This is a genomic window from Rhodococcus koreensis, from assembly GCF_017068375.1.
Classification (GTDB): domain Bacteria; phylum Actinomycetota; class Actinomycetes; order Mycobacteriales; family Mycobacteriaceae; genus Rhodococcus_F; species Rhodococcus_F koreensis.
Genome location: NZ_CP070610.1, coordinates 207,270 through 221,201, shown reverse-complemented (window position 1 = coordinate 221,201; position 13,932 = coordinate 207,270). Strand labels below are relative to the sequence as shown.

Below are 13,932 nucleotides of genomic sequence, written 5' to 3'. Positions count from 1 at the left end.
CGAAGCCGATACCGCGGCCCCAATTGACAGTGCCGGGCACTCGGTCCGGCCGTGAAACGAGAAAGAGCACTATGACCGAGAACGTCGTTGCCACCGCCGAGAGACGAAACAGTGAACTCCAACACCGAAAGATGTACATCGACGGCGAATGGGTCGATGCGATTTCCGGTGAGGTTTTCGAGACCGTCAACCCGTACAACGGGCAGGCCTGGGCCACTGCACCACTCGCTGGACCGGCCGACGTGAAGAAGGCCGTCGAGGCCGCACGCCGGGCGCTGTCCGGGCCGTGGGGATCGATGTCCGCGGCGCAGCGAGGTGTCCTGATCCGCAGGTTGGCGGCGCTGATCGAGCCCCAAGCAGAGGAGCTCGCGCGCATCGAGACCACCGACAACGGCAAGGTCATCCGCGAGACACGCGGCCAGATGGCCGGGCTACCGGCGACCTACGAATTCTTCGCCGGCGCTGCCGACAAGATTTTCGGTGACACCATCTCCGCGCCCCAGACGAACTTCTTCACCTACACCCGCCGCGAGCGGATCGGCGTGGTCGCCGCAATCTTGCCCTGGAACAGCCCGCTGTTCCTGCTGGCGAGCAAGCTCGCGCCCGCCCTGGCCGCGGGATGCACATTTGTCGCCAAGCCGGCCGAGCAGACGCCGTCGTCCACCCTCGAGTTCGCGAAACTCGTTGATGAAGCCGGTTTCCCGCCTGGAGTGTTCAACGTCGTCACCGGCGCCGGAGCCACTGGAGCCGCGCTGACCGCCGAACCCGGGGTGGACAAAGTCACCTTCACCGGATCGACTGCCACCGGAATCGCGGTCATGAAGAGCGCCGCCGACCACATCGCGGAGGTCACCCTCGAACTCGGCGGCAAGTCCCCGAACATCATCTTCCCCGACGCCGACATCGATGCGGCCGTCAACGGGGTGATGGCAGGAATCTTCGCCGCCACCGGTCAGACCTGCATCGCAGGAAGTCGGTTGCTGGTCCACGAATCGATCCGCGACGCCGTCGTCGAACGGCTCGCCCAGCGCGCACCCCAGATCAAGATGGGTGATCCGCTCGACATCGAAACCGAAATGGGCCCCATCGCCTTCGCCGAGCAACTCGAGAAGGTTCGCTACTACGTCGACCTCGGAGTCAGCGAAGGCGCCACGGTGGTGTGCGGCGGAGAGCGTCCGCAAGACACCGACCTGGCCGACGGGTACTTCTTCCAGCCCACCATCCTCAGCGGCGTCGACAATTCGATGCGCGTGGCACGGGAAGAAATATTCGGACCGGTGCTGTCGGTCATCACCTTCACCTCGGAAGAGGAGGCGGTCCAGATCGGCAACGACACGACCTACGGACTCGCCGCGGCGGTGTGGACCAAAGACATCCAACGCGCACACCGCGTGGCGCACCGCCTCGAGGCCGGCACGATCTGGGTCAACTCCTACCGTGTGCTCGCCAACAACGTCCCCTACGGCGGCTTCGGCCAGAGCGGCATCGGCCGCGAAAACGGCATAGAAGGCCTCGACGCGTACCTGCAGACCAAATCCATCTGGGTCGAACTCACCGGCGAAAGCCGCGACCCTTTCAAACTCGGCTGAGCCCACGAGGAGAACAAACTGATGACTACCACCTTCGACATCCCCAAGACCAGCCGGGCGGCGGTGCTCACCAAGCACAGCGAGCCGCTCGAGATCCGCGAAATTCCAGTGCCTCAGACCCTCGAACCGGGCGCACTCCTGGTCCGAATCGAAGCCGCGACGGTGTGCGGATCGGACCTGCACCTGTGGGACGGCTCCCTCGGCGGCAGCCAAGCGCTTGATCTGCCCGTCATCCCCGGACACGAAATGGTCGGCCGGGTAATCGCATTCGGTGACGGCGCCGAGCGGGACACCTTCGGTACACCGCTCGAGATCGGCGATCGCATCTGCTTCACCCACGCCTCATGCAACCAGTGCGAGCACTGCCGGTTCGACAACCAGCCCACCCTGTGCACCAACCGCCAGTACTACATGTTCACCAATTGCGAACGTCCCCCGTATCTGGTCGGCGGCTTCGCCGAATACGCCTACGTCTTCCCCAACTCGGGACGAGTGCGCGTGCCGGACGAGGTGGAAACCTCCTGGGCATCAGCGGCCAGCTGCGCATTGCGAACGGTCGTGCACTCCTTCGAGCGCATCGGCAAGATGAACCCCTGGGAAACCGTCGTCATCCAGGGCGCCGGCCCGCTCGGTCTGTTCGCGACCGCCCTCGCCGATCACCTCGGCGCCGGGCGAATCATCACCATCGGCGCCCCCGACAACCGCCTGGCCATCGCCAAGCAATACGGCGCCACCGACCTCGTCTCCGTCGCCGAACACCCCGAACCCGAAGACCGAATCGCCGCGGTCCGCGACCTGCTCGGCGGCCACGGCGCCGAAGTTGTCTTCGAATTCTCCGGCGCACGCACCGCATTCCCGGAAGGCTTGGGAATGATCAAAGAAGGCGGCCGCTACATGGTCACCGGCCAGATCGACGGCCCCGGCAAGGAAGTCCCGGTCCGGCCCGGCTTCATCACCCGACAGCAGCTGACCATCATGGGGACCTGGTCCGGACACATCGCCGAGTACCGCAAGGCACTCGAATTCATGAAGAACACGCACGGCAAGTACGACTTCGGTGCACTGGTCCCGAACCGGTACCGGCTCGACCAGGCCACCGAGGCGCTGACGCGGATGCGGGCGCAAGAGGACATCAAGCCGATGCTCGTCCCGCACGGAACCGAAGGAATCTGACGTGAGGCCCCTCGACGGCATTCGTGTGCTCGAGATGGGCCAGTACATCGCCGCCCCCTACTGTGCGATGATGCTGGCCGACCTGGGCGCGGAGGTCATCAAGATCGAGCGGCCCGACGGCGGCGATCCGCGCAGAATCTATGATCCGCTCGAGCAGACCGAGACCGGGTCCATGAGCGGCGGGTTCCTGAGCTACAACCGCAACAAGAAGTCCGTCACCCTGGACTTGAGCGCGGAGAGTGACCGAGCACGGTACCTGGCTTTGGCGGCGACCGCCGACGTCGTCGTAGAGAACCTTCGCCCCGGGGCAGTCGACCGCATGGGAGTGGGATACGACGCGCTCAAGGAGATCAATCCACGCCTGATCTACTGCGCCATCAGCGGATACGGGAGGTTGTCGACACATCGGGGTGAATTCGCCGAACGGCCGGCCTTCGACACCGCAATCCAGGCGATTGGTGGGCTGATGGCGGTGACCGGAGAACCGGGGGGCCCGCCGTTGCCGACGGTGACCGGTTTCGCGGACGTCTTCACTGCCGTGCATGCCACCGTCAGCGTGCTCGCCGCTCTTGAGGGCCGTCACCAGTCCGGTACGGGTACGTTCGTCGATCAGAGCATGTACGACTCGGTGGCGTCCCTGCTCGAACGCGAACTCATGCTGTGGGATTTCACGGGCGAGCATCGAGTGCGCGGGGTGGATCGGTATTCGCCACTCGGCGCTCTCGAAGCCGAGGACGGTTATGTTGCACTGATTCTGCCCACCCATGAGATGTGGCGGCGGCTGTGTGTGGCAATCGAGCGGCCCGACCTGCTCGACCATCCGCTGCTGGACTCCGTCGTTCACCGGGCCGAGAACTTCGCATCGGTGATCCGCCCAGAAGCCGAACGGTGGACACGGTCCCGCACCCGCCGCGAGATCGTCGAGCACTTCGCCGCGCATGGGCTTCCCGCCGGAGAAACCCAGACCATCGACGAGCTCTACCAGTGCCAACACCTCGACGCGCGTCGCATGTTCCTCGAGATCGACGATCCGCATGCCGGTCGCCGTCGGATGATCCGGACACCGTTCCTGACCGACATCTACGAGGAGCCGCGCACCGACTCCGCGCCCCAGCTCGGCGAGCACAACGACGAACTGCTTACGGAGGTGGAACCGACCACCGCCTGACGCACCCCGCCGACATGCAGGCGGCGGCGGGGACACCAGTACCGCCGCGATTAGCCCGACATCCGTATCGCGGCCGTGTTCTGGTGACGGAAGTCCGTCGGCGGCCTGACTCCGGCGCCGGACGGACTGAGTATGGAGGTGTGATCGCAAACGGTCACACCTCCATACTCGATTGATCAGTATCAATTTTCGAGCTACAGATGTCGAGATGGACTCTGTGGCCACGAATGCTCTGGTTTCGCAGTAGATCACCAATGCGGAGCGGCCCCCGTTGAAGATTCATCCGGACGAGCACTAGTGTGGTGGATGGAACCCTGCCGGCCGCATCAGGGAGAAGGAGGGGCCCGTGGTGACGAACAAGGTAGCTCCCGCGGAGCGTGGTGTGCCGGCGTACAAAGTGCTGGCCGAGAAGTTGCGGACCGACATCGAGGCCGGTGTCTACTCGGTCGGACGGAAGATGCCCACCGAAAGCGTGCTGCAGTCGGTCCACAACGTCAGCCGTCACACGGTCCGCGAAGCCCTGCAGATACTGCTCTCCGACGGGCTGATCTACCGCGTGCAGGGCAGCGGAACCTATGTGAGCGGCCGCCAACAGGACACCCGGGGCCGCTACGTCCGCTCGATCGGATCCCTCGACGAAATCATCGTCTGGCCCGACACGAACACCGAGGTGATCGAACCATTCACGGTCGTCGTCGAGCCCTCCATCGCGTCCCGATTGGAATTGCCGTACATCGAGGTCAGCAAGGCCACCGTTCGCCGTTCCTTTGAGGGGATCCCCTTTGTCCTAACGCGCCACTACGTCGAACCCGACCTCGGTGCGAAACTGGCCGCGGAGGGGGTCCCGTCGGTCGGCGAGGGAACCGTGATCGGGGCGGCAGAAAAACTGCTCACCAAGCCGATCATGGGCGCACGGCAAGAGATCACCGCCATGAACGCCCCGGAGTACGAAGCCGAACTGATCGGATGTCAAGCAGGAGACGCCATACTGCTAATCGAGCGTCTCTACTACGACGCGGACGGGAAATTCGTCGAATTCACGTCCTCTCACTTCAATCCGCGCCGGTACTCGTACCGCATGGAATTGCGGCGGCGAGGAGCCTGAGCACGAGGAAGTGAACGTGTGACTCGCGGCCGTAATAGCGCATGGCGGCGAGCCGCACATTTCCTTGTTGAGTGAACGATTGGGACGCTGTAAGTGGCCCTGGTTGGCCCCTTGTACAACCGTCCGAAGTCCGCATTGAGTGTCGACATCGCGCGCCCTCGCGCGCATCTCGACGACTAAACGCTGCCACAGAGCTGTTCGCTACAGTTTTTTTCGCGCTCGGCTCCTCCGGGCAGGACGTCACCGTCGAGTTCAGTTTCGCCTCGGTTGTATCCAGCAGCGACTGGACCCGTAAGAACACAGCATCGTCGATCTCGTGTCGTTCAAACATGGTCAGAAGCCGACTGCGCTGGGCAGCGAGGATCGCCCGGCGCATCGTCAGTATCTGTATCTGGAGCGATACCGGGTCCTCCTGCCGGACAGTCAGTGCGCGCAGGTGCTCCTGAAGCTCGGCGTCGAGCCGATCGGCAGGGAGGGGGGGCGGTGTCGCGCTGAGCCGGGTCCGTCACATACCGCAACCCTTCCTCGGTCAGAGCGATTTCCGCTGTCCGCTGTCCGGCAGAGTCGTCGACGGAGTCATAGTGGGCCCATTTGATCACGCGCGGCAGGGACATGCCCTGCCCGAACAGGGTCACAACGATGACACCAGCTGTGATGAACACGATCAGGCTCTTGTACTCGAAGGGACGCCCATCTGCCGTGGTGTCGGGAACAGCGAGCGCGCCGGCCAGCGATACCCCGCCACGGACACCGGACCATGCGAGCGGAAAACGCTCACGCACACTGATCCGGCGTGAAACTTGACTACCGCGGCGGTCGATGGCCCGAAACACGGAAGGCATCGTGTAGAAGTACAGCAGCCGACAACCGATCACGCCGAAACCGGCCAAGACAACCGCTGCCCACCCTACCAATCAACGATTGAGGCGCCAGATCATCTACAGCGGAGGGGATTTGAGTACCCACCAAGACGAACAGTCCCGAATTGAGGACATACGTAGTCAGTGACCAAAAAGGCTGAGTTTGCATTCGAGTGGCTGGCGGAATTACACGCGGTCCACGCCGGGCAAGCAGGAAACTCGCCGTCACGACAGCAATGACACCCGAGGTATGTATCTGCTCTGCAAGCAGGTACACCACAAACGGCGTCAAGACGCTGAGCACACTCGATAGCATCCAGTCTCGGAGAAACCGGTGAGCGACCAGTGCGGTCCCGGCGACCGCGACACCGAACACCACCCCGCCAAGATAGCTTGCGGCGAAGGCCCAGCTGATGTGCAGCAGATCGAGATGGCGCGCGCCGATCGCGACCGGGACGGCGGTGGCCAGAAGTGCCAGCGCAGTCCCGTCGTTGATCAGGCTCTCCGCTCGCAGCAACGTCATGAACCGGGGCGGTAGGAGCTGAGCCAGCGCGGCAATGGCGGCGGCATCGGTCGGGGCAAGCACGGCCCCGACGACGAACGCAACCGCCCACGGAATGTCCAGGATCCAATGCAGGCAGGCGGCCACTGCGGCGGTCGTGGCAACCACGAGCACGACCGCCAGCAGAACCACAGAGCGGGCATCGCGACTCGCCGTTCGCGTAGAGGTCGTCAGAGCCTCCCAGTACAAGATCGCAGGAAGGAACAGGACGAGGACCCACTCGGGGGGCAACTCGAAAGCAGCAATAGTCGGGTTCAACCCAGTAGGCAGCCACCGAGCAGCAGGGCGGCCGGTTGGACCATCCGAATCCGAGCGCCCCATACGGTGAAGATGATGACCGTACCGAGCACTGCGACGAGTAGTTGAATCGACTGCAATGGTCACCTCATGGCTATTGAGTGCTGCGGGGTACGTGCTTTCTGCGCTGGCGGAAGGTGTGGGTCGGCCGCCAGACAGACGTTGTCGGACCCGCCTCGAGGCGGGTCCGGAATGAGATTGCACGACGAGGGTCGGAGACCCACGTCGTGTTCGTCCCTCTTTGATCCAGTGGGGACCTTTCCCGCCCTCGGGTTGCCCGGGGGCGGGAACGGTGGTGTGGGTGGGTTTAGATGGCTTGTGCGGTGGGGAGGATGGTGATTTCGGTGAGGTTGACGTGCTTGGGGACGGCGGTGAGGAAGGCGACGGTTTCGGCGACGTCTTCGGATTGGAGGACGTCGATCTGGTCGATCAGGTCGGCCATGAGTTTGCTGGCGTCGGGGTCGGTGACGTGGTCGGGCAGTTCGGTGTCGACCATGCCGGGTTCGATGGTGGAGACGCGGACGTTTTTTCGGCCGAGTTCGGTGCGCAGTAGGCGGGTGAGCTGGCTGATGTAGGCCTTGGTGCCGGAGTAGACCTGGAACTTTTCGAGGACGCGGGTGGCGGCGATCGAGGAGGTGGTGATCAGGTCGGCGGGTTTGTCGTCGGCGGCGGCCTGGACGAGGGGTTCGACGAAGGCCTGGATGGTGTTCATCACGCCCTTGATGTTCAGGTCGATCTGGGTGTCCCAGTCGTCGACCTTGAGGTCGACGATTTCGGAGATCAGCTGGACGCCGGCGTTGGCGAAGACGAGGTCGACGGGGCCGAGTTCGGTGGTGATGCGGTCGGCGGTGGCTTGCAGGGCGGTGCGGTCGGTGACGTCGGTGGTGACGGCGATCGCGGTGCCGCCGGCGGCGTTGATGCGGTTGGCGGTGGTGGTGATGCGGTCGGTGCGGCGGGCGAGGAGGGCGACCTTGGCGCCGAGTTGGGCGAGTCGTTCGGCGGTGGCTTCGCCGATTCCGCTGGAGGCGCCGGTGACGACGGCGATGCGGCCGGTGAGGGGGGTTCCGGTCAGGACCTGGCTCATGGGGTGTGTCTCCTTGACGGTGGTGTTTCGAGGTGTGGTTCCTCGGGGTACGGATTCCATCGTCGGCGTGATCGGGGTGGGCGAACAGGCCGCGGTTTGCCTAGGTGCACCACACCCAGGCAAACCGCAAAACCGTTACCCAATTCATCCGTACGTATCCTCCCTATGATTAGCGGTGCGGTCACAGTGCAACCGATGAAACTGTGTGTTAGTAGATGTTTTGACTGATCAGTGCATGTTCTCGCTCACTCCATCAGGCGTGCTGCAAACCAAAAACCAACCGGATGAATAGTGTCGAAGGAGACTGTGGTGAATGAGATAGCTAAGCGGCGGCGGTCAGTGCTGATCGCGCCCGGTTCCGACAAATGGAAGGCGCGCAAGGCGCTGGCCTCGACCGCAGGGGAGGGTGGGTCTCGACCTTGAGGACTCCGTCACCGCCGAAACAAGGAGCAGGCCCGCGACCTCGTGCGCCGACTGGTGACCGAGACCGACGCGCGAGGGCAGTGTGTCGGTGCGGGTGAACGGGCTGACCACCCCCTGGACACGGGACGACCTCGCCGCGTGCGCCTGGCCTGGCCTGGCGAACATCATGCTCCCGAAGAACGAGACCGCACGCGACCTTGAGATCGTCGATGAGGCGCTGACCGGCATCGACGCGTACCGCACGCGGGTGCCGGGCACGCATTTCGATGCCGGGCTCGGGGCGGTGTTCGGCAGCGGCGACATGGTCTCGAGCGCCCCGAAACTGGCGCGGCTCAAGCTCAAACATCGCCGCCACCCACCACGAACGGGTCAGCGCCGCCGGCCGCCTCGTCTACGGCGGCACATGATCGGCATCGCCTCGGCCAGGCCACCCGTGTCCTCCCGAACCTGGTGAACGGTCCTGGGCTGGACCTCCTGCGATCACACCGGGCCGGTCTCCGAAGGCGACATCCTCACAGGCGAACTGCAGGTCGAAGGCACCGACGCCCTCGGCGACCGTGAGGTCCTGCACCTTCACTCACTGGTGTTTCTCACACACCGCGACCGCACCGACGCGTCCGTCCTCGACTGGCGGTTCTCCGCCCTCACGGCTTGAGTCTGAAGTGCACGACCCCGATGAAGCCGCTGGGTGGTTCGGCGCTGCTCGGCCTGCTTTCGTATCTAATCCATTGACGCGGTGGGTCGGTCCGCCTGCCCAGCGGGCTGTGCGCTACGTACACCGGCATCGATGCGGTGTGTCGCCAGGTCGAGCAGACGGGTCTCGCCGAGCGAGCCGGGCTCGACCTGGTACACCAGAAGCTGATGACCGGGCGCGCTTGGGACACCGAATGCGTGAAATTCGATCGTGAGCTCGCCGGCGGTGGAATGGCGCAGTTGTTTGACTTCATGAGTCTTCGGCTGTACCTCATGTCGGGCCCACAGCTCGCAGAAACGAGGGCTTCCGGCCTCGAGCCGGGCGATGAGGTCGGTGAACCGGTGAGGAGTCGAGGAGAACTTGGCGGTCGCTCGTAGACTGGCGACCGTTGATTTCGCCGACTCCTCCCAATCGACAAAGAACTCACGGGCGGCCGGATCACAGAAAACCATCTCCACGAGATTGGTCGTATCAGCGAACGGTTCGAACAGCGCCACCGCCAGGGAGTTCATCGCCGAGATGTCCAAGACCGGATCGAGTACGAACGCGCCGGAGCGCTCCCAGGACTCCATCAAACGCAGTAACGCGGGATCGACCTCCCGGCGAAGCTCGGCACCGTCGAGTCGCCACGCCACACCTGCCAGCGAGTAGAGGTGCCGACGTTCCTCGAAAGTAAGAACCAGAGCCTTACTGAGCCCCTCGAGGACCGCTTGGGACGGGTGACGTTCACGGCCCTGCTCCAGCCGGCGGTAGTAGTCAGGACTGACATCGGCCAGCATGGCCACTTCGTCCCGGCGTAACCCCGGCACTCGCCGAGGTCCCGCGGACGCAAACGGAACAGAATCCGGTGATGCAGCAGCACGTCGGGCCCGCAGAAATTCCCCCAACTCAGTGCTCGCCATGGCTTGATTCTAAGGCAACCGGTCAAGTTCCAAGGGGGGTGTGAAAGGGCCACGCGACCATCAGCTGAACCCTGAAAACTATAGGTAATCAACCTGATCGGAAGGAAAACCGCATGACTGGTCCGGATCAATTCTCCCCGTACCCAATTTCCAAAGTGCACAGACTGATCGAGCCAGGCCCTGTGATCATGATTTCGACGTCCGACGGACGGCATGACAATCTGATGACAAATGGTTTCAACATGCCCGTGCAACATGGCGGTCTCATCGGATTCGTGCTCGGCCCGTGGGACTACAGCTTCGACACGCTGCGCGACACCCGCGAGTGCGTCATTGCAATCCCGGCCATCGAACTCGCTGAGCAGGTCGTCGACGTCGGGAACGTATCCGGTGCGGACGTCGACAAGTGGGAGCGTTTCGGCCTCACCCCGCTGGCATCGGCATCCGTTGCGGCCCCCCTCGTCGCGGAGTGCTTCGCGAATATCGAATGCCGCGTCGTCGACGATCGCCTCGTCGATGACTACGGACTCTGGATTGTCCAGGCCCAGCATGTGTGGGTGGACGATTCGAAGCGAGGCACGGGCGAGATCCATCACCGCGGCGACGGAACGTTCTCCGAGAACGGTGAGGCGATCGACCTCCGTAAGCGGATGACGAAGTGGCCATCGTTGATCGACTAGTCAATATCCCGGCACCCGTGTGCAGCCCCGTTTCAAGCTCAGCAAATGGGAGCAGGAGTGGGGGTCGGTAGCCGCGCGACGTCAGTCGGGCGAACTTGCTTCCGCCTCCCGCCGCTCCCGGTCCCTGGTCGCAGTGAGCGAACAAAGCAACTTCAGCGCCTGATCACTCGGGGACCCGCGCTCCGCCTGATAAATCACCAACTGTTGTCCCGGCTTGTCACGCACATCGAAAGCTTGAAACGTCAAGCTCAACGTTCCCACATCGGGATGAACGAGCTCCTTCGCATCCAGTGTCTTGCCCCGCACCTGCCCCTCTTCCCAGTACTGGCGAAACGCGGGGCTGGCCGCCGACAGCTCATCGACCAACTGGGTGAGACGAGCATCATCCGGGTCGTGGCCGACGGCCAAACGTAATGTTGCGACGGTGGCCTGTGCCGCGCGATGCCACTCGGCGTAGAAAGACGCTCCCGCTGGATCGGTAAACACCATCCGCAGCAGATTGTCAGCAGCGGTGAACGGCGAGAAGAGCGCTTCGGCGAGCCGGTTGCACGCGAGAATGTCGAGTGTCCGATTCAACACGAACGCCGGAGTCGAGTCGTAGGTATCCATCAACTGGAGAAGTGCCGGACTGACCGACTCCCGTGCACTGGACCCGCGGGCGCTCGGCACCAGCCGGGCCAACCGGTACAGGTGCATTTCCTGGTCGGCATCGAGGCGCAACGCGCGCGAGAGAGCGTCGAGCACCTGAGCGGACGGATTACGTTCGCGCCCTTGCTCTAAGCGGGTGTAGTAATCGGAGCTCAGTCCCGCAAGGATCGCGACTTCCTCACGTCGAAGGCCTGAAACTCTTCGAGTGCCATAGCCGTGAATTCCTGCGTCCTTCGGTGAAACCTGAGCACGACGTGACCGAAGGAAATGTCCGAGTTCGCTGGAAGGCATTTCCCAATGTTAGTTCTGAATTGCCTGGTAGTGGGTGGGTGCACTGCACCCACGACAGACGGGCCGGTCTTCGGCGACAGTGGAACCATCGCCGACGCCCAGCGTCCGGCGCGGAATCCGGACCACACGACCCACAGCAACCACGAAAGGATCCGAGGAGCATGTTGACAGTTCATGCAGAAGTTCGTACCCCGCTGGACCAGAAGTTGGTGTGGGGGAGAATCGGAGACTTCTTTGCCATCCATCGTTGGCATCCCGATGCCGAACACACTGCACGCGACGACAGCCGGAACAGCGTCCGCTGCGTCGCTCTGCAAGGTGGTGGTGAGGCGATCGAAGAACTGATCAATCAGACCGAGCAGTCGTACAGTTACAAGATGGTTGGTGGGTCCATTCCCGTATGCAACTACCAGGCAACCGTTGCCGTCGCCCGGGACGGCGAGTCAGGGGAGACCGTTGTTTCCTGGGACGCCGAGTTCGACGCCGACGGAATCCCTGCCGAGCAGGCTCGCCAGCTCATCACCGGCTTCTACGAAGGCGGGTTGGCTGCCGCCGTGCGGTGACGTTTCGGAGCATCCGCGACCCGAGAGGACGCCGTTCTTCACGAACTGTCCTCGAAATGACGCCCCGGAAACGTTTGTGATGACGCCCATCCGAGGATGGTCTGCAAAACGCGGCAGCATCGGGCCGGACCGGCCACGGGACAGGCGGTCAACTCGCCGCTGTATCTTATAGCGGGCAAAGGACAGTCCTCAGCACTGTCTGTGGTAGCAACCGGACCGCCCAGCCTGGCTGCAGATACGGCGTCGCTTCCGGGTTTCATCATCCTCGGTACGCTTGTGCCCGTCACAGCGAGCACACAAGGCAGATCAGGGGGAGGACGTACGCAGATGTCACCAACCCGTCCAACTAGTGTTGTCCAGCCGGGCCACAGCGTCTGCGACCAAATGCCGTGTATCTGAGGGCGATATCGGCAATCGGCATGACGACATCCGGAAATTGACGAGTGGTCTGAGGTGGCCGTCTCGTCGGGAGACGACCACCTCGGTCCGGCCGAACTACTGTGCGCTCGCGGCGGGGCGAACGACAATCTCGTTCACGTCCACATCCGCCGGCTGATCGATGGCGAACGCGATCGCATTGGCTATCGCCGCGGCCGGAAGTGCGACGGCGCGGTATGCCTTCATGTCTTCGCGTGCCATGTCGTCCGAAATGCTATCCGCTAATTCAGATTCCGTCACACCTGGAGAGACGACGGTGACACGGACATCGCCTGACGATTCTTGTCGCAGCCCTTCGGAGATCGCGCGCACCGCAAACTTCGTCGCGCAGTAGACCGCCGCTGTCGGCACCACTTCGTATGCCCCGACGGATGCGATGTTGACGAAATGTCCATTACCTTGTGCCCGCATGACCGGTAGTGCTGCGGCGATGCCATTGAGAACGCCACGAACATTCACGTCGAGCATCCGGTTCCACTCGTCGATGTTCAGCGCGGCCAGCGGCGACAGGGGCATGACTCCGGCGTTGTTGACCACTACATCGACGCGACCGAAACGCTCGCGGGCAGTCTCCACGAAGGACTGGACGTCGGCTAAGTCAGTGACGTCCAACTTGCGGAATGCTGCACCGCCGTTGGCATCGCCAATCTCCTGGACCAAGTGCTCGAGTCGTTCTGTGCGCCGTGCGCCGATAAAGACGTGGTGGCCGTCGGCGGCTAACTTCCGCGCTGTCGCCTCCCCGATCCCACTACTTGCCCCCGTGATCAGGACTACCTTGTGCTCGCTCATGACTGCTTGTCCTCTCGGTATAGGACGAGATGCTCGTGGAACAGCACCCCGTCACTGATGTCTCCTGTTGCGGTAAAACCAAGGTCGTCGATGTAGTCGAGATGGTTTCCTGTCACCGTGTAACTTCCGGTGTACGCACCCAGCCGTGTGCCACGCGCCTCGTCGTACCGCCCATCCGCACGCAGTTCCTGGCGAATGAAGCCGTCTGCTGTCACCCACATGCCGATGACATCTGCCCGGTCGATGGTGGTTCCGGATTCATCCATCACGATCCTCTCTCACAACTTGGTGATCCAATTCTTGCGAGAAGTGGGATGCGTAGACAGGACGCAGCTCGACTAGGTGCCGCGCACCCAGTCAGGTCGCGACCTCGCGCGACGCGTGGGACATTTCAAACCGATGGGGCGGAGATCACGCCTTCCACCCTGGGGCGCACAGAGGGGTTGCCGGGCAGCCTGGCATCGATGACCTGCGCACACGGCGTCGCGAGAGTGCGGCGATGGACCTCGGTTGCTCACACCCGCGGTCCTCGGCGCGATCGACACCGGCGTGCCACCACATGACGGAACACCAGATCGCACGCGGGCGACCAGTACGATCACGCATCACCCCGACCGTTATCGACCTCGATGCGACGTTGGTGACCGCCCGTTCCGAGAGGACTAG

At 63.2% G+C, this 13,932-nt stretch carries 13 protein-coding genes and 1 pseudogene; 7 read left to right on the top strand and 7 right to left on the bottom strand.

The genetic code is table 11. The features are described from left to right. Window positions 1-71 precede the first annotated feature (71 nt). The 4 genes from JWS14_RS41995 (at window position 72) to JWS14_RS41980 (ending at window position 5,035) form a co-directional block, all read left to right on the top strand. On the top strand, window positions 72-1,589 hold the full coding sequence (locus JWS14_RS41995) for an aldehyde dehydrogenase (protein ID WP_095869773.1): 1,518 nt from the start codon (window positions 72-74) through the stop codon (window positions 1,587-1,589). Window positions 1,590-1,610: 21 nt separating this feature from the next. Then, window positions 1,611-2,762 carry a zinc-binding dehydrogenase gene (locus JWS14_RS41990; protein WP_095869774.1) on the top strand — a complete coding sequence of 384 codons (1,152 nt, stop codon included), beginning with the start codon at window positions 1,611-1,613 and terminating at the stop codon, window positions 2,760-2,762. A gap of 1 nt (window position 2,763) precedes the next feature. Continuing rightward, window positions 2,764-3,930 (top strand): CaiB/BaiF CoA transferase family protein, encoded by a 1,167-nt coding sequence (locus JWS14_RS41985; RefSeq protein ID WP_095869775.1) that lies wholly within the window; start codon window positions 2,764-2,766, stop codon window positions 3,928-3,930. A 349-nt stretch (window positions 3,931-4,279) separates the two neighbouring features. Continuing rightward, window positions 4,280-5,035 (top strand): GntR family transcriptional regulator, encoded by a 756-nt coding sequence (locus tag JWS14_RS41980; protein ID WP_241031749.1) that lies wholly within the window; start codon window positions 4,280-4,282, stop codon window positions 5,033-5,035. A 323-nt stretch (window positions 5,036-5,358) separates the two neighbouring features. On the opposite strand, the gene JWS14_RS51970 is transcribed toward JWS14_RS41980, so the two are convergent. The 3 genes from JWS14_RS51970 to JWS14_RS41965 all read right to left on the bottom strand — a co-directional run bounded on the left by JWS14_RS51970 (window position 5,359) and on the right by JWS14_RS41965 (window position 7,838). Then, window positions 5,359-5,910: a cation:proton antiporter domain-containing protein gene (locus JWS14_RS51970; RefSeq protein WP_420855175.1), complete on the bottom strand. Its 552-nt coding sequence runs from the start codon at window positions 5,908-5,910 to the stop codon at window positions 5,359-5,361. After that, on the bottom strand, window positions 5,840-6,778 hold the full coding sequence (locus JWS14_RS41970; protein ID WP_259376157.1) for a cation:proton antiporter domain-containing protein: 939 nt from the start codon (window positions 6,776-6,778) through the stop codon (window positions 5,840-5,842). Before JWS14_RS41970 ends, JWS14_RS51970 begins: the two co-directional genes overlap by 71 nt. Window positions 6,779-7,061: 283 nt before the next feature. After that, the gene (locus tag JWS14_RS41965) at window positions 7,062-7,838 is read right to left on the bottom strand and encodes an SDR family oxidoreductase (protein WP_095869778.1); all 777 of its coding nucleotides are present in this window, start codon (window positions 7,836-7,838) and stop codon (window positions 7,062-7,064) included. A gap of 505 nt (window positions 7,839-8,343) precedes the next feature. On the opposite strand from JWS14_RS41965, the pseudogene JWS14_RS50670 reads away from it, so the two are divergent. Continuing rightward, window positions 8,344-8,916 (top strand): annotated as a pseudogene (locus tag JWS14_RS50670) (hotdog family protein). A 65-nt stretch (window positions 8,917-8,981) separates the two neighbouring features. Here the strand turns inward: JWS14_RS50670 and JWS14_RS41955 are convergent. Then, on the bottom strand, window positions 8,982-9,857 hold the full coding sequence (locus tag JWS14_RS41955; RefSeq protein WP_095869779.1) for a helix-turn-helix transcriptional regulator: 876 nt from the start codon (window positions 9,855-9,857) through the stop codon (window positions 8,982-8,984). A gap of 113 nt (window positions 9,858-9,970) precedes the next feature. Between JWS14_RS41955 and JWS14_RS41950 the strand changes: the two genes are divergently transcribed. Continuing rightward, window positions 9,971-10,537: a flavin reductase family protein gene (locus JWS14_RS41950; protein WP_095869780.1), complete on the top strand. Its 567-nt coding sequence runs from the start codon at window positions 9,971-9,973 to the stop codon at window positions 10,535-10,537. A gap of 81 nt (window positions 10,538-10,618) precedes the next feature. On the opposite strand, the gene JWS14_RS41945 is transcribed toward JWS14_RS41950, so the two are convergent. Further along, the gene (locus tag JWS14_RS41945) at window positions 10,619-11,476 is read right to left on the bottom strand and encodes a helix-turn-helix domain-containing protein (RefSeq protein ID WP_095869781.1); all 858 of its coding nucleotides are present in this window, start codon (window positions 11,474-11,476) and stop codon (window positions 10,619-10,621) included. A gap of 161 nt (window positions 11,477-11,637) precedes the next feature. Here JWS14_RS41945 and JWS14_RS41940 point away from each other — a divergent pair, with 161 nt between their 5' ends. After that, window positions 11,638-12,039: an SRPBCC family protein gene (locus JWS14_RS41940; protein WP_095869782.1), complete on the top strand. Its 402-nt coding sequence runs from the start codon at window positions 11,638-11,640 to the stop codon at window positions 12,037-12,039. Window positions 12,040-12,534: 495 nt separating this feature from the next. Here the strand turns inward: JWS14_RS41940 and JWS14_RS41935 are convergent, their stop codons facing one another. Both JWS14_RS41935 and JWS14_RS41930 read right to left on the bottom strand, forming a co-directional pair. Continuing rightward, window positions 12,535-13,266 carry an SDR family oxidoreductase gene (locus tag JWS14_RS41935; protein ID WP_095869783.1) on the bottom strand — a complete coding sequence of 244 codons (732 nt, stop codon included), beginning with the start codon at window positions 13,264-13,266 and terminating at the stop codon, window positions 12,535-12,537. Continuing rightward, entirely contained in the window at window positions 13,263-13,532 is a 270-nt protein-coding gene (locus JWS14_RS41930; RefSeq protein WP_095869784.1) for an Atu4866 domain-containing protein, read from the bottom strand. The genes JWS14_RS41935 and JWS14_RS41930 overlap by 4 nt, the downstream gene beginning before the upstream one ends. Between the last annotated feature and the right edge of the window lie 400 nt (window positions 13,533-13,932).

What these genes read in the sequence shown, in the direction of transcription:
- JWS14_RS41945 (WP_095869781.1), bottom strand. Translation starts at nt 11,476, where the DNA reads ATGCCTTCCAGCGAACTCGGACATTTCCTTCGGTCACGTCGTGCTCAG.
- JWS14_RS41955 (WP_095869779.1), bottom strand. Translation starts at nt 9,857, where the DNA reads ATGGCGAGCACTGAGTTGGGGGAATTTCTGCGGGCCCGACGTGCTGCT.
- JWS14_RS41995 (WP_095869773.1), top strand. Translation starts at nt 72, where the DNA reads ATGACCGAGAACGTCGTTGCCACCGCCGAGAGACGAAACAGTGAACTC.
- JWS14_RS41935 (WP_095869783.1), bottom strand. Translation starts at nt 13,266, where the DNA reads ATGAGCGAGCACAAGGTAGTCCTGATCACGGGGGCAAGTAGTGGGATC.
- JWS14_RS41930 (WP_095869784.1), bottom strand. Translation starts at nt 13,532, where the DNA reads ATGGATGAATCCGGAACCACCATCGACCGGGCAGATGTCATCGGCATG.
- JWS14_RS41970 (WP_259376157.1), bottom strand. Translation starts at nt 6,778, where the DNA reads ATGGGGCGCTCGGATTCGGATGGTCCAACCGGCCGCCCTGCTGCTCGG.
- JWS14_RS41940 (WP_095869782.1), top strand. Translation starts at nt 11,638, where the DNA reads ATGTTGACAGTTCATGCAGAAGTTCGTACCCCGCTGGACCAGAAGTTG.
- JWS14_RS41990 (WP_095869774.1), top strand. Translation starts at nt 1,611, where the DNA reads ATGACTACCACCTTCGACATCCCCAAGACCAGCCGGGCGGCGGTGCTC.
- JWS14_RS41950 (WP_095869780.1), top strand. Translation starts at nt 9,971, where the DNA reads ATGACTGGTCCGGATCAATTCTCCCCGTACCCAATTTCCAAAGTGCAC.
- JWS14_RS41965 (WP_095869778.1), bottom strand. Translation starts at nt 7,838, where the DNA reads ATGAGCCAGGTCCTGACCGGAACCCCCCTCACCGGCCGCATCGCCGTC.